Below are 21946 nucleotides of genomic sequence, written 5' to 3'. Positions count from 1 at the left end.
CGCGCAGCCACTTCGAGAACGAAACGACATAGCAGCTAGTGCCCGCCGGACATAGGCAGTACCGGCTCCCATACGGAAACTCGGCCGCTCGCAAAGTTCCCGCCTTCCAGAAGAAATCAAGGAGACACCATGAAGAAGAACATCGCCCTCGCCCTGCTGGCCACAGGCTGCGCGGCCGGCCCCGCCCTGGCGCAGTCCACCAGCAGCGTGAGCCTGTACGGCATCATCGACGTGTCGGTGCGCGCGCAAAGCGGCCTGTCGGGCGCCAATGCGCCGGCTGCGGGCAGCATGGGCTCCGTCAACAGCGGCGTGGGCCCCACCAGCCGCTGGGGCATACGCGGCAGCGAGGACCTGGGCGGCGGCCTGCGCGCCATCTTCAACCTCGAATCCACGCTGGGCGCCGACGTGGGCGGCATCGGCGGCGTGGCCGGCACCTTCGACCGGGCGGCCATCGTGGGCCTGGCCGGCCACTGGGGCGCGGTCACGGCTGGCCGGCAGAACACGCTGATCTCCGACTCCGTGGGCCTGGTCGATCCCATCGCCCTGCGCTTTGCGGGCCTGAACCCCAACATCCAGGTCACCAGCCTCACGGGCCACGGCCTGAACAACGAATGGGGCGCCACCAACACCAAGGTGGGCTCCAACCGCGTCAACAACTCCATCAAGTACTCGGGCAGCTTTGGCGGCCTCACGGCGCGCGCCATGTACAGCTTCGGGGAGACCGGCGTGTCGGCCTCGCGCCTGGACACGCGCGGCCTGGGCCTGGACTGGCGCCAGGACGACCTGGTGCTGACCAGCGCCTACACACAGTTCCACGACGCCAGCGGCCGCACGCTGGACGCCGCCAACATCGGTGGCGCCTGGAGCCGTGGCGACCTGCGCCTGATGCTCAACTACGGCCGCAACAAGGCCGAGACCAGCGACACCGCGAAAACCACGAACAAGATCCTGGCCGTGGGCGCGCGCTACGCCGTCACGCCCGTCATCGGCCTGAACGGCGGCTACTACAAGGTGGACCGCGAGCGCACGGGCCAGGGCGACGACGGCTTCCAGCGCCTGATCGGCTTCGTGGACTACCAGCTGTCCAAGCGCACCAGCCTGTTCCTGGAGCTGGACACGACCAGGTGGAAGAACGGTTACCAGGGCGCAGGCAACAAGACACGCGCCAACGGCATCAGCCTGGGTATCACGCACAATTTCTGACCCCCTGAGCGGCTGGCGCCGCTTCCCCCAGGGGACGACGCCCTCGGCTAGGCGCCCCCGCCGCGAGGCGGCTCTTGCTCGGCGTCTCTGACTTGGAGCACGCCAGTTTCACAGGCTGTGATCGTGATTCGCAGACCTGCAAGCCGCCGCGAAATCCAGCTTTGCCGCGCCCTTGGGCGCGGTTTTTTTATCTATTCATATATCTATTCATGGATTTGCATAAATCCTTGATTTTCAATAAATTAACCCCTTTTTTCATCCATTCATTAATTGATTCCCCATGGCCACTGAAGACCTTTCCCTGCAGGTGCTGGCAGCACTGCGCCGCCAGGGCGGTGCGCTGGCGGCGCGCGAGCTCCAGCAGATGCTGGGCGTGAGCCAGCCCACCGTATCGCGCGCGCTGGCACCCCTGATCCAGTCCGGCCAGGTGCGCAAGGTGGGGGCGGCACGCACGCAGCGCTATGTGCTGCCGCGCCAGGTGGCGGGCGTGGGCGCCGAGGTGGCCATCATGCGCGTGGACACCGAAGGCCATGCGTCGCCCTTCGGCCGCATGATCGCCCTGCACGGCGGCGGCTTCTGGGTGGATGAGGCCGACGGCCTCAGCGAGCAGCACGACGGCCTGCCCTGGTTCCTGGACGACATGCGGCCCCAGGGCTTCATCGGCCGCAGCTTTGCGCACAGCCACCCCGAACTGCAGCTGGGCGGCGACCCGCGCCAGTGGGGCGAGGACGATGTGCTGCGCGCCCTGGCCCGCTTTGGCGAAGACCTGCCGGGCAACCTCATCGTGGGCGAAGCCGCCTTCGAGCGCTTCCACTCCCTGCCCGCGCGCACGCTGCGCGCCGCCTCTGCGGCCGACTATCCGCGCCTGGCCATGCAGGCCATGCAGGGCACGCATCCGGGCTCGTCGGCGGGCGGCGAGCAGCCCAAGTTCTGCTGCATCACGGCCGGGCGCAGCGTCATCGTCAAGTTCTCACCGGCAGGCAACGCGCCGGCCGAGCAGCGCATACGCGACCTGCTGGTCTGCGAGCACCTGGCACTGCAGACCCTGGCCGAAGACGGCCTGCCCGCAGCGCGCACGCGGCTGTTCCTCGATGGCGGCCGCGCCTTCCTCGAATCGGAGCGCTTCGACCGCAGCCAGCCGGCGCCGGGCGATGTGCCAGGCGATGTACCCGATGTGCCAGTCTCACAGGACCACCCGGGCAGCAACCCTGGACGCATCGGCATGGTGTCCCTGCAGGTGCTCAATGCCCAGTACGTGGGCGAGGTGGACAACTGGGCAGCCACGGCCAACCGCCTGGCCGCACGCGGCCTCATCACCGAGGCCGACGCGCGCAGCCTGCGGCTGCTCGAAGCCTACGGCCAGCTCATCGCCAACACCGACCGGCACTACGGCAACATCTCCTTCGTGCTGCCGCAGCCCCATGGCGACTGGGCGCTGTCGCCCACCTACGACATGCTGCCCATGCTCTACATGCCCATCAACGGCGAGATCGTGGAGCGCGACTTCGGCGCCCAGCCCCAGCGACCCACGGCCGCCACGCTGGCCGAATGGCCGCATGCCCAGGCGCTGGCACGCCGCTTCTGGCAGACCGTGGCGCAGGATGCACGCATCTCCGGGGACTTTCGCAACATTGCCACGAAAAATCTTGAATTCATGAGTGCCTGATTGACAGGCAACATCAATGAAATCCGAATACCTATTTGTGGATAACACCGGTAATTTCTCTTGAAGATCCTGTGCATATTCTCTTGAAAAACATCTGCACAAGCTGTGCTTTGACTGCGCAAAACCTGCCATCCACAAGGGCAGTACACCAGCGCCTGCACAATCGAAGGCTTCCTCATCCGACAAGAGCCTGGCCACCGATGACAAGCATTGCCCCTTCTCACGCCGCAGACCCGCGCATCGCCGACGTGCTCAGCTACTGGCTGGGCTCCGCGCATCCCGACAACGCGGGCGCCCTGGCCTGCAAGAACCTGTGGTTCATCAAGTCCGATGCCACTGATGACCAGATCCGCGAGCGCTTCGGCGCCCTGGTCGAAGAGGCGCTGGCCGGCCAACTGGACGGCTGGGCCGGCACGGCGCTGGGGCGGCTGGCGCTGATCGTGTTGCTGGACCAGTTCACGCGCAACCTGTTCCGGGGCACGGCACGCAGCTTTGCAGGCGACCCGCAGGCGCTGCAACTGGCGCTGGACGGCATCGCCCTGGGCCATGACCGCCATGCCGACCTGCCAGCCGTGGCGCGCATCTTCTGCTACCTGCCGCTGGAGCATGCCGAGGACATGGCCCTGCAGGACCGCAGCGTGGCTGCCTTCCAGGCCCTGGCCGATCAGGCCGGTGACGCTGGCGGCGAGGGCGTGCGCGAGTTCCTCGCCGGTACGCTGGACTACGCCCACCGGCACCGCGACGTCATCATGCGCTACGGCCGCTTTCCGCACCGCAATGCCATCCTGGGCCGCACCAGCACGCCCGAGGAACTGCAGTATCTGTCCCAGCCCGGCTCAGGGTTCTGAGAGCGCAGCGGATCTCCTTCACCCACAAAAAAAGGGAACGTGCCAACGTTCCCTTTTTTGCTTTCGGCGCGCTGCCGCATTCAGGCCGGCTGCGCCTGCGGCTGGCGCTCGCCGCCCTTGCGCTCGCCATCGCGCATGCGCAGCGCCCAGCGCTCGATCGTGTAGAACGACAGCGCCGACAGCGCCACCGAGATCGCCAGGCCCAGCGCCACCACCACGGGCCACGAGAAGTCGGCGCGCAGATAGCGCACCACCGGGTAGTGCCAGAGGTAGACGCCATAGGACAGGCGGCCCAGCTTCACCAGCGTGGGCGACGACAGCATGTCGAAGACCAGGCCCGAGCCCTGGCTTGCCGCCACCAGCAGCACCACGGCAGCGCATTCCACCACGGTGATGCCCCAGACCATGGCGTCCTGGTTGTCCCATTGCAGTGCCATCAACAGCGGCACGGCCAGCGGCACCCACATGGCGTGGTGCATGCGCGCCTTCAGTGCAGCGATGAAGTCGGGCCGCTCGATCATCACCGCCGCCAGCAGCGCACCGGCGAACAGGCCCGAGGCACGGGTGTCGAAGCGAAAGAAGATCTCATAGAAATGCTGGCCCTGGTCCACCCAGTACACGCGCCACAGCCAGCTCAGCGCCCACAGCAGGGCAATCGGGCGCCACAGGCGGCCCGGCTTGGAAAAGCGCAGCAGCAGCACCAGCAGCGGCGGCCAGATCAGGTAGAAATGCTCCTCCACCGACAGCGACCACATGTGCAGCAGCGTGTCCGGGCTGTCGAAGAAGGCGATGCCGTAGTCGGCCAGATAGAGGATGGAGACCAGCGCATCGGTGTAGATGTCGTTCAGGTCCGGCCACAGCAAGGGAGCGAAGATGCAGTACGCACCCAGGAACAAGGCCAGCGCCGGCATCAGGCGATAGAAGCGGCGGCGGTAAAAGCGCCAGAAGCCGATGCGGCCCTCGGATTCGTTCTCCATCAGCAGCAGCGAGGTGATCAGATAGCCGCTGAGCACGAAGAACAGGTCCACCCCGAAGAATGCGCCATCGAACAAAGGCGCATGGGAGTGCGACAAGATCACCAACAGGATCGCCACGCCCCGCAGCCCGTCAAGGGCGGGGTTGTAGTGCAGTTTGAAATCCTTGACCACCAAAACCGGACACCTTTCCAACGCCGGGGCATACGCCCCGGGCCATGAACAAACCCCATGAAAAATGGAGCACGCGGACATGGCGCAGCCGTCCCCGGGAGGGTCGCAACGCATGGTCCAGCGCGATAAGAGAGACGGCACGCCCCAAGGTTCCCGGCGGATGCTGTGACCAGCAATCCGCGAGCCGCGGCTGCGGCGCACCTGGAGGATGCGGGCCGCCTCTACGGGCGGCCCTGCGTGCACGAACAAGCCCCGCTTGAGCGGGGCCAGGCCGATGAATTTCAGCGAAATCCGATTCTAGCCATCACCGCCCGGGGACGAGGTTCGATGGACATTCAGCCCGGGGTCCGATGCCCCCGTCCGGATGTCCATCCGCCTTTCTTCGCACGCCGCGAGTATGGGCAGCGCCCTGCAGCCAGAACGTAACAGGAGGTTTGTGCTGGCATCGCTGCGCCCTGGCCCATTCCACCCCGTGAAGCCACCGGCGCACACCGGGCCTGAGCGATGGATGCGCTGTCAACAATTTGGAACAAAACGACGCCAATCCCAATGAACACAAGCGTTCACCGCTATCGTTTTTATTCTTCAGGCGTACAGCGGGATGAGACTGCGTCCTGCAGACCACGGCGCGCGTCACTGTCTGCCTGCACCGGCTGCTGGTTCTTGGCGCGCAGATAGTGCTCGGTGAACAGCGCCAGGTAGCTCTCCAGCGCGCGGCCTGCGCGCCGGTCGCCTCCGTCGCCCGTCAGCTCCAGGCACAGGGCCGCCACCTCGCTGGTGCAGAAATGGTCTTCGCGCTGGGAGCGACGCAGGCGGTACTGCGACACCTGGTCCGGGTGCAGGCTCAGCACCGGAAAGCGGTCCAGGTAAGGGCTCTTGCGGAACATCTTGCGCGCCTCGGGCCAGGTCGCGTCCAGCAGGATGAACAGCGGGCGCCGGCCTTGGTTCGGTTCGACCCCGGCTCGGGGCGCCGACAGCGCATGCACCACGCGCTGCGGCGGCTCCACGAACTCGCCGGGAAACACCACATAGGGCTGCCACTGCGGATCATCGAGCAAGGCCAGCAGGCCCGCATCGGCCTCGGTGCGCGCCCAGCCGAAGGCATGCGTCTGCTCCACCACATCGGCGATCAGCCAGCCCGTGTTGCTGGGCTTGAGCGGCTCGGCATCGTGCATCAACAGGCAAAAGCCCGCCCGCGTCGGCAGCATGGGACGCAGCGCGCAAAGGCAGTGCGAAGGCCGCAGCCGGCATCCCTCGCAACGCTCACCGCGCGGCCCGCCGCGCGACAGAAACGGCCGCGTGCTGCGCGCCAGCCGCTGCGTGCGCAGCCGCGAGACCGCATGCGGCGCCACGCCGGAGTCCACGCCGCGCAGATAGGACAGAGGCACGCAGGCATCCTGCGCCGCAGCAGGCACAGCTGACATTTCCAGGCTCATCCCACGCTTTCCAGCTCGAACAGCGGCAGCTCGGCGCGGCGGCTCAGCCACACGCCGCCTCCCAGTTCCTTGAAATGCTCGGCCAGCCCGCGCCGGTACAGATCGGCCCGGTGGCGGAACAGGCGCGGATCGGTCAGATCCTCATCGATCACGCCGCGTTCGTAATCCTCGCGCGCAACCGCCTCCACATACAGACCGCCTCGGCTCAACCGCCCCAGATTGGCCAGCGCGCGCTTGAGATCCGGCGGGCTCAGATAGGGCAGCACGCCCTGGCAGATCACCAGATCGAAGGGCTCTGCAGGATCATGCGCCGCATAGTCCACCACCGAGCCGCGCTCCCAACCGAAGCGCCCGCACAGGTACTCGCTGAACTCCACGCCGTGGTAGCTGGCACCGGGGAAGTGGCGCTGCACCGCATCGCGCCAAAGACCGATGCCGCAGCCTACATCCAGCACGCGGCGCACGGGCACGCGCACATAACTCAGGTAGGAACAGACGAAAGCGCCCAGCCGGTTCACATGCTCGGTATCGACCACGCTGGTCTTCTTGTCGAAGTAGTAGCGCTGGTAGTACGCCTCGTCGAACCACTGGTCACTTGCTGATTGCACGCATTCTCCTTGGGGGTGGGGCGCCCGCAGGCGCATCGGGGCGGGAGTATGGCGTACAGGGCAGTGGGCATGGGCCTGCGTATTTTTTGACCCTGCCGGGTGGTGCTTTTTCCGAGGCCAAGCCTGTCCAGTTGTCGACCAATTTCTTGATCACCCGCATAAACCAAGACAGTTGCTACTCCGCCAGGCAGACTGATTCGCATATCAGATCACAACAACAGCCGCCCAAACATCTAAAAAACTGCGAGATATGACAAAAAGATCAGGATTGCATGATTTTACGAATTCAACCCAACCACTCAATACCCATCATGGCTAACATATCAACGGCAATTACGATATCTCGCAAATCACTGATTAACAACTTATGGGCCATCATCAGGCCCACATCTTTGGTACTCAAATGCCAATAATCGATAGAAATGGAATAGCAATCCACTCACTCATAAAGCCAGCCATCGCACCCACCATTGAACGTGGTGAAATGAAAGAACTTCATGGCATCATTGTTCATCAAACTGGAGGATCGACAGCACAGTCTTCAATTGATAGTTACAAAAACCCATCAGCAAATGGAGCACATTTCCTGATAGAGAAAGATGGAACAATATATCAAACCGCTTCCCTCTACAAAAAAACATGGCACATTGGCAAAATAAAAGCGCGTTGCTTACTGGAAAAGCGATGCACACCAGTTGAATTAAAATCGTTACAACATTTCAATCCGACCCAAGAGAACAAGCGCGAGATGCTGAAAAAGGTTCCAGCACGATTTCCGGCCAACCAAGACAGCATTGGCATTGAATTGGCAGGTGAAGCACTTCCTCGTGGCGGGAACATACCAGACGAAAAGAAAACTTACCAAGCCGTTACAAGCGAGCAGAATAATGCACTACAGTGGCTTATCGCGGAATTAACGCTGACACCAATAATATCTATGAGCGAAGTTTTCAGGCACCCAGAAGTCTCTAGAAAAAATCCTACGGAAGCGATTTCAGCAAAATGGTGAGATCACTATTAACCTTACCCCTGCTAGTTGTTATGGCTAGCACCGCCTCCGCCGCCAATCAATGCACAAAAGGCTCAGAGTTCGAGCCGCCACTGTGCCCACTGATACTTCCCAAGATCAGCCAGATCACCATCCAGGAAAACGCGGCCAAATCGCCCATCGAAAAAGACCCAGCGGTGAGTTGCGCCAACTTTGTCCTGACCATCTCCCAGGTGCGCCGTTATTTTCAACAGGCAAAAACCACCAACGAAAACGACGCGCACTACACGCTAGACTGGTCGCCCTGCTATGCAAGCGGCGAAATTGCATTCAGCGATGGCAGCCGTGGAAGTTGGAGCATCAACCAGTTCCGGGGCGGTGCGCTGTTCCTGGAGGGCCGGGACAAGACGGTATTGCACTGCCCAAAATGCAAGTTCAAGCCATTTCAATGGTGATTATTCTGGCGTGGCACCACCTTGGCCAACCGCAATAAAAACAGCCGAGTGCAGCGATGGCACATCGGCTGTTTGCATTTTGGCGTTTCGACGTCAGGGCTCCAGCGCCGAAAAAACACCGTCCGGCACGGTCAGAAACTCAGGCCTTCGGCGGCCGATGCAACAGGCACAGCTTGTTGCCATCCAGATCCCGCACATAGGCCAGGTACAGCCGGCCACCGGGCGAAGCCTCGCGCCAGCCGGGCGGATCCTCGCAGGTCACGCCCCCGGCTGCCACGGCTGCGGCATGGGCCGCGTCGGCCTGCTCGGGCGACTGCGTCGCAAAGCCGATGGTCGCGCCATTGCCGTGGCAGGCAGCCTCGCCGTTGATCGGTGTGGAAATGGCAAACGTGCCGCCCGCGCTGCGGTAGAAATAGCGGTTCTTGTTGGCCATGCCCGGCGCAATGCCCAGCGCGCCCAGGAATGCGTCGTAGAACTGCTTGGATTTTTCGAGGTCGTTGACCCCGACCATGACGTGGCTGAACATGCCTGTGTCTCCTTGGTTGATGCGAACCGGGATGTTAGCTGCGGCACGCCGTCCTGCTGTCACCCATGCGCGCCAGCGACCATACTGTCGCCCCCGCCACAGCCGGCGGACATTGCACCGATACCGCGATACCGAAACCATGCGCCTTCTTCACACTTCCGACTGGCACCTGGGCCAGCACTTCATGGGCAAGAGCCGCCAGGCCGAGCACGCTGCGCTCATCGACTGGCTGCTGGAGCAGGTCGATGCCCAGGCAGTGGACGCCGTGCTCATCGCGGGCGATATCTTCGACACCGGCGCGCCGCCCAGCTATGCGCGCGAGCTGTACAGCCAGCTGGTGGTGCGCCTGCATGCGGCCGGCGTGGCCCTGTTGCTGCTGGGCGGCAACCACGACTCCGTGGCCACGCTGGCAGAGAACCGCGAGCTGCTGGCCTGCCTGGACACCACCGTGGTTGCCGCCGTGGGCGAGACGGCCAGCCACGTGGTCGAGCTGCCGCTGCGGCGCCGGCCGGGGCAGCCGGCCGCGCCCGGCTGCATCGTCTGCGCCCTGCCCTTCATGCGCCCGCGCGACCTGGTGCTGAGCCAGCCCGGCCAAAGCGCCGAGCAAAAGCAGCAGGCGCTGCAAGCCGCCATCGAGTCGTGCTACCGCAGCGTGCACGACGCCGCCATGGCACGCCGTGACGCGCTGGCTGCCGCATCCGGCCAGCGCCTGCCCATCATCGCCACGGGCCATCTCACCACCGTGGGCGCCAGCAGCAGCGAGTCCGTGCGCGAGATCTACGTGGGATCGCTGGATGCCTTCCCCACCTCGGCCTTTCCGCCCGCCGACTACGTGGCCCTGGGCCACATCCACCAGCCGCAGAAAGTGGGCGGCCTGGAACACATCCGCTACAGCGGCTCGCCCATTGCGCTGAGCTTTGACGAGGCCCGCCAGTCCAAGCAGATGCTGCTGGTGGACCTGGGCCCCGAAGGGCTGCAGGCAGTCACGCTGCTGCCCGTTCCCTGCTTTCAGCCCATGGCCTCGGTGGCAGGCAGCCTGACCGCCTTGCCGGATCTGATGCGCGCCGCCGCCCAGGCCGGCCGCCCTGCACGGCCCGTGTGGCTGGAAGTGGTGGTGGAGCAGGACGACTACCTGCCCCAGCTCACCGACCGCGTGCAGACCCTGGCCGACGAGCTGCCGGTGGAGCTGCTGCGCGTGCGGCGCCAGCGCGGCCGGGCGGTAGCCGGCATGGCCGCCGCCGCTGGCGAGTCGCTGCACGAGATCAGCCCCGCCGACGTCTTCGAGCGCCGCCTGGCGCTGGAAACACTGGAGCCCGGCCTGGCCCAGGCCCTCACCCGGCGCTACCAGGAGGTGGTGGCCGGGCTCGATGCGCCCCAGCCAGGCGCCGGCGAACACGGCGAGGAGGCCCGCGCATGAAGATCCTTACGCTGCGGCTCAAGAACCTCAACTCGCTCAAGGGCGAATGGCGCATCGACTTCACGCAGGCACCGTTCGCGGGCAACAGCCTGTTCGCCATCACCGGGGCCACGGGCGCGGGCAAGTCCACCCTGCTCGATGCCATCTGCCTGGCGCTGTACCACCAGACTCCCAGGCTGAACAACATCTCGGCATCGGCCAACGACCTCATGACGCGCCACACGGCAGACTGCCTGGCCGAGGTCGAGTTCGAGGTCAAGGGGCAGGTCTACCGCGCCTTCTGGAGCCAGCGCCGCGCACGCGACAGGCTCGATGGCGCGCTGCAGACGCCCAAGGTGGAACTGGCCCGGGGCGACGGCAGCATCCTCAGCAGCCAGACGCGCGACAAGCTGGAGCAGACCGCCGCCATCACGGGGCTGGACTTCGAGCGCTTCACCAAGTCCATGCTGCTGGCCCAGGGCGGCTTTGCGGCTTTTCTGCAAGCCAATGCCAATGAGCGCGCCGGCCTGCTGGAAGAGCTGACAGGCACCGAGATCTACGGCCTCATCTCGCAGAAAGTCTTCGAACGCGCCCGCGACGCGCGCCAGCGCCTGGACCAGCTCAAGGCCCAGGCCGATGGCGTGGAGTTGCTGACGCCCGAGGCGCGCGATGCCCTGCAGGCCCAGGCCGACAGTCTGGTGACGGAGCAGGCCACGCTGCAGGCCGACTACCTGCGCACCCAGGCCCAGCACCAATGGCAGCAGCAACTGGCCCAGGCCAACCAGACACTGCAGGCCGCCAGCACCGGCTGCGCAGACGCCGCCCAGGCACTGGAGCAGGCCGCGCCCGAACTGGAAAGACTGGCCCACGGCGAGCCCGCGCAGGCGCTGCAGCCGCTGCACCAGACCTGGCAGCGCAGCACCGCCGCCTGCGATGACAGCCGCCGGCAACTGCAGCAACTGCGCGAGCATGAACAGCAAACCCAGGCCCGCCTGCTGCTGCAGCACCGCCATGCCCAGGCCCTGTCCGCCCGCCTGGCCCAGGCCGCGCAAGACACCCTGGCACGCCAGCAGGCCGAGCACCAAACGCTGGAACAGTTCTGCAACCACCATGCCGCACATGCCCTGCTGGGCGAGCGCCTGGGCAGCTGGCGCCAGCAGTTCAAGCTGCGCGCCAGCCAGCAACAGCAAGCGGCCAGCCAGCAGCAGGCCCTGCGCAAGCTGGATGCCGAACAGGCCCGCATGGCGCAAAGCGCCGAAGCCGGCGCGGCCCAGGTCCAGGCCGCCACTGACGCCCAGGCCCGCGCCAGCGCCGCACTCCAGCACGCGCAGGACGAACAGGCGCAGCGCCTTCAAGGCAGCGGCGGCATGGCCGAGCTGCGCGCCCGCGAGCAGGCAGAGCAGGACCGCCTGCACCTGTGGCGCCAGGCAGAAACCCAGGCCGCGCAGCGCCGCGAACTTGCGCGCCAGCAAGCTGCGCTGGAGCAGGAATTGCGCGATGGAGAGGCACAGGCGCGGGCGCAGGACACATCGCTGCAAGCTCTGCGGCAGCAGTACAAGAGCGTCAAGGAACAGGTCGCGGACAAGCAGACCCTGCTCCTCCAGGAGCAGCGCATCCAAAGCCTGTCCGAGCACCGCCACGCCCTGCAGCCCGGCCAGCCCTGCCCGCTGTGCGGCGCGCACGAGCACCCGGCCGTGGCCGCCTACGAAGCGCTGGACGCCTCGGCCACCGAAGCCGCGCTGCGCCGCAAGCAGGATGAACTCGACGCCCTGCAAACCCAGGGCGAAACCGCCCGCGCCACGCTGGCCGCCACCACGGCCGCGCAGGCTGCGCGCCAGCGCCAGGCCGACGAACTGGAACAGGACATCGCGCGCTGGCACGACACATGGAACGACACATGGCAGGGCCTCACGCAACCCCTGCAACTCGCGCCAGACAGTTGGCAACAGGCCGACACCCTCGCCGCATCGGCCCAGGCCTGCGCCCGCCAGCTGGACACGCTCAAGCGCGCCGTGCAGGCCGCCGAGCAAGGCGAGCAGGCCGTGCAACAGGCCAAGGACGCTGCCCAGCACAGCCGCCAGTCGCTGCAGACCGCGCAAGGCCAGCTTGCGCTGCAGCAGCAGGCCCTGGCCGACCACAGCGCACGCCGCGAAGAACTGCAGCAATCCATCGCCGGCCTGCAGGCCGAAGCCCAGGCGCTGAACGCGCAGTTGCAGGCCTCACTCGGCGAGGCCGGCCACACCCTGCCCGACGACGCCCAGCCCTGGCTTGAAGCGCGCGAAGCCGAATGGCAGCACTGGCAACAGGCCCGGCACGACCTGCAGCAACTGGCCCAATCCATGGCCTTGCAGCGCAAGGAATGCGAGGCGGCCGAGGCCGATGCGCAGCGCTGGAACAAACAGTGGGAAACACAGTGGGAGGCGCAGTGGGAGGCACTGTGGGAGGGGCAGAGAACGGCGCAGCCCCATCCCGCCGATACGGCTGTGGCAGAGCCGCCTTCACTGCCCTTGCCGCCCGTGGAACAGCTGCCGCAGGCCCTGGCCGAATGCGCCAGCGACATCGCCGCTCTCACGCGGCGGCAGGATGCCCTGCAAGGCCAGCAGCAACAGGCCCAGGCCACGCTGGCCCGCCAGCGTGAGGAAGCGGCCCAGGCCGAATCCGCATGGCAGGCCGCCCTGGGCACCAGCCCCTTTGCTGACGAGCCCGCCTTCCTGCAGGCCCTGCTGCCCGCACCCGAACGCCAGCGCCTGGCCACGCTGCGCCAGCAACTGCAGGCGGCACAGCAGCGCGCGGCCACCCTGCTGGAAGCCGCGCAGCGCGAGCACGCGCAACTGCAGGCCCAGGCCCTGACCGACCTGGCACCCGAAGCCATACAGGCCCTGCTGCAAACACTGCAGGAGCGCCATACGGCACTCAGCGAACAACTGGGCGGCGCACGCACGCAACTGGCCGACGACCAGCGCCGCCGCCAGGGCCAGCAGGCCCTGTTCGAGCACATCGCCGCCCAGGCGAGCGACAGCGACCTGTGGCAGCACCTGGATGGCCTCATCGGCTCGGCCAAGGGGGACAAATACCGGCGCTTTGCCCAGGGCCTCACCCTGGACCACCTGCTGCACCTGGCCAACCTCCACCTGGCGCGCCTGCACGGCCGCTACCTGCTGCGCCGCAAGCCCGAGGGCGAGCTGGAACTGGACATCGTCGACAGCTGGCAGGGCGACACCCCGCGCGACACGCGCACGCTATCGGGCGGCGAGGCCTTCCTCGTCAGCCTGGCCCTGGCACTGGCCCTGTCGGACTTGGTCAGCCACAAGACCTCCATCGATTCCCTGTTCCTCGACGAAGGCTTCGGCACGCTCGATGCCGACACGCTGGAGATCGCGCTCGACGCACTCGACCGGCTCAACGACAGCGGCAAGATGATCGGCATCATCAGCCACGTGGAGGCGCTCAAGGAGCGCATCGCCGTGCAGGTGCGGGTGGAGAAAGGCGGTGGCGTGGGGCATTCGAGGCTGGTGGTTTCTTCGTGATCCGAAGCGTTTCAAAATCTCTTAGGCTGTTGTTTTTAAAAGAATTTCGGTATAAAAGAGAAATTCTCAAAAAAATACCGAAATGCAAGACCTCCAGCCATCAGCGGCCCGCCAGTACATAGACGCCGTATCCACCTTCGAAGCCCTGGAAGAAGCCCGGGATGAAGGGGCTCAAGTACGCGGTGGCATGTATTGGCATGCGGGTCCGGCGTCGTCTCCTCAATCCAGCTACCTGATCCGCACCACGCCTGCGGGCGCCGAAACCAGCCTCGGTCTTCGCACGCCGGAAACCGAAGCCATCTATGAACGCTTCATGCAGCGCAAACAGGAAAGCGCCGAGCGTTTGGCCGGGCTCAAGGCCGCATTGGCCCAGCACCAGCGACTGAATCGTGCGCTGCGCGTAGGCAGGGTGGACCCGCTGGTGGTGGAGCTGCTCAACCGTCTGTCGATCACCGGGCTGAGTCCGCACTTTCGCGTGGTAGGAACGCATGCGCTTTACGCGTACGAGGCAGCAGCCGGCTTGCGGCTACAGGCAGATGCCCTGGCCACGCGCGACATGGACCTGTTGTGGGATACCCGCAAGCGGCTGCAATTTGCCACGCAACTCGCCCGCGTAGACAGCTCCATGCTCGGCGTACTGAAGAAGGTGGACAGCACGTTCCGCCTGCGCAAAAGCCAGCTCTACACGGCCGTCAACAAAGACGGTTTTGAAGTGGACATCATCCGTCGCGAACGTGTGGCAGACGATCCCCACCCCATCAAACTCAGCGACGCCGAGGAAGACTTCTGGGTGGCCCAGGCCAGGCGTGCCAACGTGCTGCTGGATGCGCCACCGTTTTCAGCCGTCATCGTCGCCAGCAATGGAGCCATGGCGCGCATGCATACCGTCCACCCGGCAACCTTCGTCGCGTTCAAGCGATGGATGGCCGGCCTGCGCGAGCGAGAGGCCATCAAGCGCAGGCGGGATGTACTGCAAGCGGACGTGGTGCAAGCGCTGGTGGACGGGTACTTGCCTCCATGAGTGCTTTCGGATACGTCTGAGACCTGTGCAATGTGTGAGCAGGCAGGCCTGGGCTCAACGCACATATGGGAAGTCATTGCGTGCCACTGCTTTGCTCTGCTCTGCAGCTCAATACGGAGCTGTCACCAAACTGCCGCCCAACGCCTGCACCATCCTGCGGGCACGGCCTGCGTGGCCGCCGTTCACTCCTTTTCAAGGACCGCTCCATGCAAGTGCGCTTTCCCAATCCCTTCGGCCTGGCACTGCCCGACGCCCAGGCAGTGCGCGAGTACCAGGCCGCGCAAGGCTTCTCCGACGCCTACGCGCAGTTCCTGATCACGCAGAACGGCCTGGACTTCGACCGGCTCGAAGCGGCGCCCGATCGCGAGGACTACCTGCAGGCCGACGACGAGACCGGCGACAACCACGCCTGGCTGCGCACCCTGCACCACTTCCGCGCAGGCTCGGAGCACTGCGACGTGGAGGACCACCAGCGCGAGAACCTGTTTGCCGCGCACTTCATGGTCATTGGCCATGACCCTGGCGGCAACCCCTTCGTGGAAGTGCTGCACGGCGCCTTCAAGGGCCGCATCGGCAGCCTGGACCATGAGCTGTTTGCGGGCTGCGAGGACCTGGAGCAGTTCCTCGAAGAAATGGAACTGAGCGGCTTTGCCGCCGCCAGCGTGGACGAGCAGACCGACATGCTTTGCGACGAAGACCAGGGCCTGATCTGGTTCCACGCCAGCAGCATGGACAGCTTCGTGCAGCAATGCGTGTTCTGCGACGAGGACGGCTCGGGCTTCGTGGTGGACGAGCCGGGGCTGCAAGAGGATTGAGCCACGGGGCAGGGAGGCCGGTGCTCGTGCGCAAGGGAAACCACTGCGCATTGGCATGACCGCTGGCTTGGCGTTCGCGTGCAGTTGCCCGCAACCGGCCCATCAGGCATGCCAGAATGCCCGGCGCCTTTGCGGCCATCGCCATTGCATCGGGATCAGGGAGTCCGGCCCCTTCGAATTCAGGACCACTACATGCGAGCAATAAAACTGACAACGCTGGCACTGGCAGCCTGCATTCCTCTGTGGAGCCTCGCCACGGAAATCATTCCTCAACCCGATGAACGCGCCTTGCGCGAGGAATGCAGTGCCCACTCCCAGGCCGGAATGCGAGACTGCCTGGCGCGCAGGCTCGCAGACAGCCACAAGGCCTTGAAGCAGGCCGAGGAACAGGCAGCCAGCGCACTGGGGCAATGGGATGAGGATGCCAAATATGCCGCCCAGGCCAAGGCCAGGCTGTCCGCCTCCGGCAAGGAATTCACGCAGTACCGCGATGCCCAATGCAGCTGGCTTGCTTCTCTGGCTGGCGGCGCAGCCGGCAACGCGACGGAGATCAGGCGCCTGTCCTGTGCTGCAGCACTGAACTTCGGGCGGGCCGCGCAGCTGCGCGATGCCACATCCGAGCTGCCGTTGAAATAGCACGGAGCGCCCGATGCGGGCGCGCCTGAGGTGCGTGTCAGCGGAACTTCACCGGCTGCACGCCCCGGTGCTTGGGCCTGACCACCACGGTGCCCGCAATCTTGTCGTGCCAGCCTTGCTTGCGCGGGTCAAAGGCCACCCAGATCAGCCCCAGGCACAGCGGGATGATGGACACGAAATAGGCCAGGTAGCGAATGATGGCCTGCCGTGTGCTCATGTCCGCGCCGGTCTGCGCGTCCACGATCCTGGCGGCGATGAGCATCTTGCCCGGCGTGGCCTGTTTCTTGATCCAGAAGATGACGACGGCAATGGCAGGCAGCACCCAGGAGATGACGAAATCGGCCGGGCCGTGCAGCAGTTTTTCGGACTCCAGGTATTCCCAGCCATAGATGGAGATCAGGGCCGGAAGCATGAGCACGAGCAGGATCACGGTGTCGATCAGCGCGGCGCCGGTGCGGGCCCAGAAGCCCACGTATTCGAGATCGTCATCCTGCATGGTGCGCCCTGGTTGGCATATGAGGCTGCCAGTGTGCCACCTCGGTGCCCCGCCAGAAATGCCGCGCAAGGCCAGGGCCTGCGCGGCAGGGCTGCGGCGGCCTGTCGGTCGAACTATCGATCGAATACTGCCTGCAGGTCCTTCTGCCCCGTCACGCCGGACTGCAGCGCCAGCATCAGCAGGATCCGCGCCTTGGGCGCGCGCAGGTCGTCGGCCATGACGGCGCCGGCCTCGTACGAGGTCTTGCCGCCGCCCTCGAAGCCGTAGCTGGGCATGACGCGGCCGTTGTGCACGCGCGTGCTGACGACCACGGGCACGTTCTTGCCGATGGCGTACTTGGCGGCATCGAGCATGGCGACGTTCATGTTGCCCATGCCCAGGGCGTCGATGACGATGCCCTTGACGCCACGGTCCACCGCCTGGCGCACGGCCTGGCCGTTGGCGCCGCCGTACATGGGGAAGATCTCCACCTCGGGCATGGTCTGCGCCTGGATGGGCAGGTGCTGGCGGCGCGCGGGGGCGGAGGCGAAGTTCACGCGGTCCGGGTAGACCTCGCCCAGAAAGCCGAATTCACCCGAGCGGAAGGTCTCCACGTTGGCCGTGTGTGTCTTGGTGACGTAGCGCGCGGCATTGATCTGGTTGTTCATGGCCAGCATGGCGCCCTTGTCGCGGGCCTTGGGGTCCACGGCGATGCGCACGGCGTTGAGCAGGTTGCGCGGCCCGTCGAAGTCGGATACCGAGGCATTGCGCTGCGCGCCTATGAGCACGACGGGCTTGGACGACTGCACGGTCAGGTCCAGCCAGAAGGCGGTTTCCTCCAGCGTGTCCGTGCCGTGCGAGACGATGGCGCCGGCCACTTCAGGACGGGCCAGCGCGGCCTGCACAGCCTGGGTGAGCTGCACCCAGCGGGCCGGGTCCATGTAGTCGGAGGGCACGTTGGACAGGTTGTTGACCTGGATGCGCGCGTACTTGCCCACATCGGGCACGGTGGCCAGCAGGTCGTCGCCCGAGATCGCGGGCACGGGCGCGTTCTTGACCGGGTCGATCTTCATGGCGATGGTGCCGCCCGTGGCAATGAACTGGACCACGGGCTTGTCCTGGGCGGCGGCGCTGGTAGCAATCATGGGCAGGGTGCAGGCGGTGAGCAGGGCGAGGGCGGTGCGGCGGAAGGCTTTCACGGGTGTTGTCTCCTTGTTGCGATGTCAAGGAGCATGCTAACCATGGCGTGCGGCCGGCCCACGCTGCCGGCCCTGCGTGAAACCCTGATGGACAGGCGCGATCAGCGCGCCTCAACGCGCATCAACGCGTCAAGGCGCCAGCGCGGCCTCGATGTCCGTGGACAGCTTGGCCGGCGCATCCTGGGGCGCATAGCGGCGGATGACCTGGCCGTCGCGGCCAACGAGGAATTTGGTGAAGTTCCACTTGATGGCCTTGGTGCCGAGCACGCCCGGCGCCTCGGCCGTGAGCCAGCGGTACAGCGGGTGGGCGTTGGCGCCGTTGACGTCGATCTTGCCCATGAGCGGAAAGCGCACGCCAAAGTTCAGGTCGCAGAAGCTGGCGATTTCCGATTCGCTGCCCTTTTCCTGGGAACCGAACTGGTTGCAGGGAAAGCCCAGCACCACCAGGCCGCGCTCGCCGTACTGCTCATGTAGCGCCTGCAGGCCCGCGTACTGCGGCGTGAAGCCGCAGGCGCTGGCGGTGTTGACGATGAGCAGCACCTTGCCGCGGTAGTCCGACAGGGGGACGGCCTGGCCCGTGATGGAGGTAGCCTCGAAGTCGTAGGCCGAGCGGGGCGCGGCGGCGATGTCATTCATGCGGGTGCTCCTGGAGTGGAGCGTCCATGGTAGCGCCGGGATAGCCAGGGACACCCAGGGGCGCGCTGGCCGGGCATGGGGATGCGGACTTGTCTCACAGACAGCAGGCGGCCAAAAACTTACCTTGGAAGGCAACAGGCGGGGCACATCGGCCCGCCTGGTCCCGTTTCGCTGGCAGGTGTTTACAAGCCGCATAGGCGCATGCCTGCCGTAGTTTCCGTCCCACGATGAAGAGACCACGTATGAACCCCAACAGCACCCCCACGAAGCAAGCCAAATCCAACGCCGGCAACGGCCACCTGGCGCTGGACCCCAAGGCCCTGGAGGCCGCCAAGCACAGCCTGGACGATGGCGCCGTGACCCCGCACTTCGGGCCCTGGCGCGAGGACATCATCAAGCTGCTCAATGACTCGCTGGCCACCGAGCTGGTGTGCGTGATGCGCTACAAGCGCCACCATTTCACGGCCGTGGGCCTGGCTTCGCCCGCCATTGCCGACGAGTTCCTGGTCCATGCCAACGAGGAAATGGCCCACGCCGACAAGCTGGCCCAGCGCATCGTGCAGTTGGGCGGCGAGCCCGACTTCAACCCCCAGACGCTGACCCAGCGCAGCCACGCCGACTACAACGGCGAGACGGACCTGAAGGCCATGATCCGCACCAATCTGATCGCAGAGCGCGTGGCCATCGAGGCCTACAGCCAGATGATCGACCTGATCGGCGACAAGGACCCGACCACGCGCCGGCTGATCGAATCCATCCTCGAGCAGGAACAGGAACATGCGGACGAGCTGTCCGACTGGCTGGAGAAATAAGCACTTCCCGCCAGTACCCGCCAGCCCGACAATACCGGGGCTTGGCCCATAGGCAAGGCACCCCGCGCGAGCGGGGTGCCGCTTTTTTGGGCATTCTCTCGGCTTCGCGGAATGGTCCCGCCCTACCGGCCCTGATGTCCCGTCATCAGGGCCGTCTTGCAATATGCGCTTTTCTTTCAATGACTTGAAGCTGCCTGATGCCTTGCTCTCGGCCCTGCTCGCAGCCTGGCAAAGGCTGCTGGCCAGCCGCATCGGCCAGCGCGTGGCGGCCCTGCCCTGGTGGCACCGCTGGCCCACGCGGCGCGAATGGCTGCTGTTCGCCGCTGCGCTGCCGCTGCTGTTCGCGCTGTATGTGCTGGCCCTGATCCCGTTCACGCCCGGCATCCGCGACATACGCAAGGCCAAGCTGGAGCAGCCCGCCCAGATCATGAGCGCGGATGGCAAGCAGCTCGCGCAGTTCAAGCGCAGCAACCGGCAGTGGGTGAAGCTCGACGAGATGTCGCCCTCGGTGATCAAGGCGCTGATCGCCACGGAGGACCACCGCTTCTACGAACACCACGGCATGGACTGGCGGCGCACGCTGGGCTCGGTGGTGCACACGCTGCGCGGCGATCCGCAGGGCGGCTCCACCCTCACCCAGCAGCTCGCACGCAACCTGTACCCGACCGAGATCGGCCGCGCGCCCACGCTCAACCGCAAGCTCAAGGAGGCGATCACGGCCTTCAAGATCGAGGCGCTCTACACCAAGGACGAGATCCTCGAGACCTATCTGAACACCGTGCCCTTCCTCTACAACGCCTTCGGCATAGAGATGGCGGCGCGCACCTATTTCGACAAACCGGCCGCGCGGCTGACGGTGTTGGAAAGCGCCACGCTGGTGGGCATGCTCAAGGGCACGAGCTACTACAACCCCGTGCTCAACCCCGACCGCGCGCTGTACCGACGCAACACGGTGCTGTCGCAAATGGTCAAGCGCGGCGTGCTGCAGGAGGCCGAGTTCGCCCAGCTCAAGAAGCGCCCCATGCGCATCAACTTCGAGCGCCAGGAAGAGCCCCTGGGCATGGCGCCGCACTTCGCGCAGCAACTGCGAAAGTGGCTGATCGACTGGGCCGACCGCAACGACTACAACATCTACACCGATGGCCTGGTGGTGCACACCACCATCGACTCGCGCCTGCAGAACTGGGCCAACCAGGCCGTGGCGCGCCAGACGCGCACGCTGCAGGGCGTGGCCAACGGCGCCTGGAGCCAGCGCGACGGCTGGAATGCCGCCAACCCGCTGGTGCAACAGCTGGTGCGGGAGACCCCCGCCTGGCGCGCGGCGCGCAAACGCGCGGACGGCCAAGGCAAGGACAAGGCAACGGACAAGGACAGCGAGGAAGACACCCTCAAGGCCCTGCTGGCCGACAAGGCCTTCATGAAGCAGCTGCGCGAGGACAAGACCCGCGTGCAGGCAGGCTTTGTGGCGCTGAACCCGGCCACCTCCGAAGTGCTGGCCTGGGTGGGCAGCCGCGACTTCACGCAGGACGCCTACGACCACGTGCAGCAGGCACGGCGCCAGCCCGGATCCACCTTCAAGCCCTTTGTCTATGGCGCCGCGCTGCAGCAGGGCGCCACCCCCGACGACAAGCGCGTGGACGGCCCCGTGGAAATCAAGCTGCCCGGCGGCGAAGTCTGGCGCCCCACCGACGCCACGCCACCCACGGGCCGCGAGATGACGCTGCGCGACGCCCTGGCCTACTCCAAGAACACCATCACCGCCGAAGTCATGCAGTCCGTGGGCCCCGCCCGCGTGGCACGCCTGGCGCGCGCCCTGGGCGTGCGCCAGAGCCCGCTGGACGAAGTACCCGCCCTGGCCCTGGGCAGCAGCCCGGTGTCACTGCTGGAAATGGTCAACGCCTATGCCAGCCTGGCCCACGGTGGCCGCTGGCTGCCGCCCATGATGGTCACGCGCATCGAGGACGCCGACGGCAAGGTCATCGCAGAATTCAGCCCGCCCAAGCCCGAGCGCGCGCTGGACGAAGACCACGCCTACGCCCTGGTGGACATGCTGCGCTCCGTGGTGGACAAAGGCACGGCCGTGGCCGTGCGCCAGCGCTACGGCATCCACGCCGACGTGGCCGGCAAGACCGGCACCACCCAGGGCAATGCCGACGGCTGGTTCATCCTCATGCACCCGGAAATCGTCACCGGCGCCTGGGCCGGCTTCAACGACCCGCGCATCACCCTGCGCAGCGACCGTTGGGGCCAGGGCTCGCGCAGCGCCCTGCCCATGGTGGGAGACTTCATGTCCCGCGCCCTGCGCAGCCCCGTCATCGACGCCAAGGCCCGCTTCGAGCCGCCCGAACAAAGCCACTGGTGGTCCGACATGGTCGGCCGCCTGCGCGAACGCATGCAGGGCTGGTGGCCCGACCAGCAGCCGCCCGCCCAGCCCGACCAACCCGCCATTCCGGAGCCAACCCCGACCCCTGAACGGGCGGCTCGAAGCGGGCCTTGGCGTCGATGACGGGGCTGCGCAGGGCGCGGGACATGAAGTCTCCCACCATGGGCA

The 21946-nt window shown here is 65.8% G+C and carries 19 protein-coding genes; 12 read left to right on the top strand and 7 right to left on the bottom strand.

The window, feature by feature from the left end; translation table 11 throughout:
• Positions 1–129 precede the first annotated feature (129 nt).
• From A9976_RS20975 to A9976_RS20965, 3 genes are all read left to right on the top strand, one after another.
• The gene (locus A9976_RS20975) at positions 130–1203 is read left to right on the top strand and encodes a porin (RefSeq protein WP_183020612.1); all 1074 of its coding nucleotides are present in this window, start codon (positions 130–132) and stop codon (positions 1201–1203) included.
• A gap of 280 nt (positions 1204–1483) precedes the next feature.
• Positions 1484–2869, top strand: a complete 1386-nt coding sequence (yjjJ, locus tag A9976_RS20970) for a type II toxin-antitoxin system HipA family toxin YjjJ (RefSeq protein WP_183020611.1) — start codon at positions 1484–1486, stop codon at positions 2867–2869.
• A 200-nt stretch (positions 2870–3069) separates the two neighbouring features.
• A complete protein-coding gene (locus A9976_RS20965; RefSeq protein ID WP_183020610.1) occupies positions 3070–3717 on the top strand; it encodes a DUF924 family protein in 648 nt (215 codons plus the stop codon).
• Positions 3718–3797: 80 nt separating this feature from the next.
• Here the strand turns inward: A9976_RS20965 and A9976_RS20960 are convergent, their stop codons facing one another.
• The 3 genes from A9976_RS20960 to A9976_RS20950 form a co-directional block, all read right to left on the bottom strand.
• Positions 3798–4946 carry an acyltransferase gene (locus tag A9976_RS20960; RefSeq protein ID WP_013804553.1) on the bottom strand — a complete coding sequence of 383 codons (1149 nt, stop codon included), beginning with the start codon at positions 4944–4946 and terminating at the stop codon, positions 3798–3800.
• A 497-nt stretch (positions 4947–5443) separates the two neighbouring features.
• On the bottom strand, positions 5444–6289 hold the full coding sequence (locus tag A9976_RS20955; RefSeq protein ID WP_183020609.1) for a tRNA-uridine aminocarboxypropyltransferase: 846 nt from the start codon (positions 6287–6289) through the stop codon (positions 5444–5446).
• An 8-nt stretch (positions 6290–6297) separates the two neighbouring features.
• Positions 6298–6909: a class I SAM-dependent methyltransferase gene (locus A9976_RS20950; protein WP_183020608.1), complete on the bottom strand. Its 612-nt coding sequence runs from the start codon at positions 6907–6909 to the stop codon at positions 6298–6300.
• Positions 6910–7276: 367 nt separating this feature from the next.
• Here A9976_RS20950 and A9976_RS20945 point away from each other — a divergent pair, with 367 nt between their 5' ends.
• A complete protein-coding gene (locus A9976_RS20945; RefSeq protein WP_183020607.1) occupies positions 7277–7918 on the top strand; it encodes a peptidoglycan recognition family protein in 642 nt (213 codons plus the stop codon).
• A gap of 32 nt (positions 7919–7950) precedes the next feature.
• Positions 7951–8352: a hypothetical protein gene (locus A9976_RS20940; protein ID WP_013804557.1), complete on the top strand. Its 402-nt coding sequence runs from the start codon at positions 7951–7953 to the stop codon at positions 8350–8352.
• 139 nt (positions 8353–8491) lie between these two features.
• Here A9976_RS20940 and A9976_RS20935 read toward each other — a convergent pair whose 3' ends face one another.
• Positions 8492–8878 (bottom strand): VOC family protein, encoded by a 387-nt coding sequence (locus A9976_RS20935; RefSeq protein ID WP_012202828.1) that lies wholly within the window; start codon positions 8876–8878, stop codon positions 8492–8494.
• A gap of 139 nt (positions 8879–9017) precedes the next feature.
• Here A9976_RS20935 and sbcD point away from each other — a divergent pair, with 139 nt between their 5' ends.
• The 5 genes from sbcD (at position 9018) to A9976_RS20910 (ending at position 16273) form a co-directional block, all read left to right on the top strand.
• Entirely contained in the window at positions 9018–10295 is a 1278-nt protein-coding gene (gene sbcD, locus A9976_RS20930) for an exonuclease subunit SbcD (RefSeq protein ID WP_183020606.1), read from the top strand.
• Entirely contained in the window at positions 10292–13801 is a 3510-nt protein-coding gene (locus tag A9976_RS20925; protein ID WP_183020605.1) for an AAA family ATPase, read from the top strand. The genes sbcD and A9976_RS20925 overlap by 4 nt, the downstream gene beginning before the upstream one ends.
• 82 nt (positions 13802–13883) lie before the next feature.
• Entirely contained in the window at positions 13884–14822 is a 939-nt protein-coding gene (locus A9976_RS20920) for a GSU2403 family nucleotidyltransferase fold protein (RefSeq protein ID WP_034366888.1), read from the top strand.
• 206 nt (positions 14823–15028) lie between these two features.
• Complete coding sequence (locus A9976_RS20915; RefSeq protein WP_183020604.1) at positions 15029–15637, top strand: hypothetical protein; 609 nt, start codon at positions 15029–15031, stop codon at positions 15635–15637.
• Positions 15638–15829: 192 nt separating this feature from the next.
• Positions 15830–16273: a lysozyme inhibitor LprI family protein gene (locus A9976_RS20910; RefSeq protein WP_183020603.1), complete on the top strand. Its 444-nt coding sequence runs from the start codon at positions 15830–15832 to the stop codon at positions 16271–16273.
• A 37-nt stretch (positions 16274–16310) separates the two neighbouring features.
• Here the strand turns inward: A9976_RS20910 and A9976_RS20905 are convergent, their stop codons facing one another.
• From A9976_RS20905 to A9976_RS20895, 3 genes are all read right to left on the bottom strand, one after another.
• A complete protein-coding gene (locus A9976_RS20905) occupies positions 16311–16769 on the bottom strand; it encodes an RDD family protein (RefSeq protein ID WP_012202823.1) in 459 nt (152 codons plus the stop codon).
• Between the two features lie 113 nt (positions 16770–16882).
• The gene (locus A9976_RS20900; RefSeq protein ID WP_183020602.1) at positions 16883–17947 is read right to left on the bottom strand and encodes an asparaginase; all 1065 of its coding nucleotides are present in this window, start codon (positions 17945–17947) and stop codon (positions 16883–16885) included.
• Positions 17948–18076: 129 nt separating this feature from the next.
• Positions 18077–18583 carry a glutathione peroxidase gene (locus A9976_RS20895; protein WP_183020601.1) on the bottom strand — a complete coding sequence of 169 codons (507 nt, stop codon included), beginning with the start codon at positions 18581–18583 and terminating at the stop codon, positions 18077–18079.
• Positions 18584–18825: 242 nt separating this feature from the next.
• Here A9976_RS20895 and A9976_RS20890 point away from each other — a divergent pair, with 242 nt between their 5' ends.
• Positions 18826–19395 (top strand): bacterioferritin, encoded by a 570-nt coding sequence (locus tag A9976_RS20890; protein WP_034389809.1) that lies wholly within the window; start codon positions 18826–18828, stop codon positions 19393–19395.
• Positions 19396–19558: 163 nt separating this feature from the next.
• On the top strand, positions 19559–21901 hold the full coding sequence (locus A9976_RS20885; protein ID WP_259649265.1) for a penicillin-binding protein 1A: 2343 nt from the start codon (positions 19559–19561) through the stop codon (positions 21899–21901).
• The last annotated feature ends 45 nt before the right edge of the window (positions 21902–21946 follow it).

Source organism: Delftia sp. UME58 (assembly GCF_014170385.1).
Taxonomy (GTDB): domain Bacteria; phylum Pseudomonadota; class Gammaproteobacteria; order Burkholderiales; family Burkholderiaceae_C; genus Comamonas; species Comamonas acidovorans.
Note: the sequence above shows the minus strand (reverse complement) of the source record. Positions and strands in the feature narration are given on the sequence as shown.

Coding starts and splice junctions, on each gene's coding strand:
- A9976_RS20955 (WP_183020609.1), bottom strand. CDS start 6,289: ATGTCAGCTGTGCCTGCTGCGGCGCAGGATGCCTGCGTGCCTCTGTCC.
- A9976_RS20945 (WP_183020607.1), top strand. CDS start 7,277: ATGGGCCATCATCAGGCCCACATCTTTGGTACTCAAATGCCAATAATC.
- A9976_RS20915 (WP_183020604.1), top strand. CDS start 15,029: ATGCAAGTGCGCTTTCCCAATCCCTTCGGCCTGGCACTGCCCGACGCC.
- yjjJ (WP_183020611.1), top strand. CDS start 1,484: ATGGCCACTGAAGACCTTTCCCTGCAGGTGCTGGCAGCACTGCGCCGC.
- A9976_RS20925 (WP_183020605.1), top strand. CDS start 10,292: ATGAAGATCCTTACGCTGCGGCTCAAGAACCTCAACTCGCTCAAGGGC.
- A9976_RS20935 (WP_012202828.1), bottom strand. CDS start 8,878: ATGTTCAGCCACGTCATGGTCGGGGTCAACGACCTCGAAAAATCCAAG.
- A9976_RS20885 (WP_259649265.1), top strand. CDS start 19,559: ATGCGCTTTTCTTTCAATGACTTGAAGCTGCCTGATGCCTTGCTCTCG.
- A9976_RS20940 (WP_013804557.1), top strand. CDS start 7,951: ATGGCTAGCACCGCCTCCGCCGCCAATCAATGCACAAAAGGCTCAGAG.
- A9976_RS20910 (WP_183020603.1), top strand. CDS start 15,830: ATGCGAGCAATAAAACTGACAACGCTGGCACTGGCAGCCTGCATTCCT.
- A9976_RS20890 (WP_034389809.1), top strand. CDS start 18,826: ATGAACCCCAACAGCACCCCCACGAAGCAAGCCAAATCCAACGCCGGC.
- A9976_RS20905 (WP_012202823.1), bottom strand. CDS start 16,769: ATGCAGGATGACGATCTCGAATACGTGGGCTTCTGGGCCCGCACCGGC.
- A9976_RS20920 (WP_034366888.1), top strand. CDS start 13,884: ATGCAAGACCTCCAGCCATCAGCGGCCCGCCAGTACATAGACGCCGTA.
- A9976_RS20960 (WP_013804553.1), bottom strand. CDS start 4,946: ATGTCCGCGTGCTCCATTTTTCATGGGGTTTGTTCATGGCCCGGGGCG.
- A9976_RS20975 (WP_183020612.1), top strand. CDS start 130: ATGAAGAAGAACATCGCCCTCGCCCTGCTGGCCACAGGCTGCGCGGCC.
- A9976_RS20895 (WP_183020601.1), bottom strand. CDS start 18,583: ATGAATGACATCGCCGCCGCGCCCCGCTCGGCCTACGACTTCGAGGCT.
- sbcD (WP_183020606.1), top strand. CDS start 9,018: ATGCGCCTTCTTCACACTTCCGACTGGCACCTGGGCCAGCACTTCATG.
- A9976_RS20965 (WP_183020610.1), top strand. CDS start 3,070: ATGACAAGCATTGCCCCTTCTCACGCCGCAGACCCGCGCATCGCCGAC.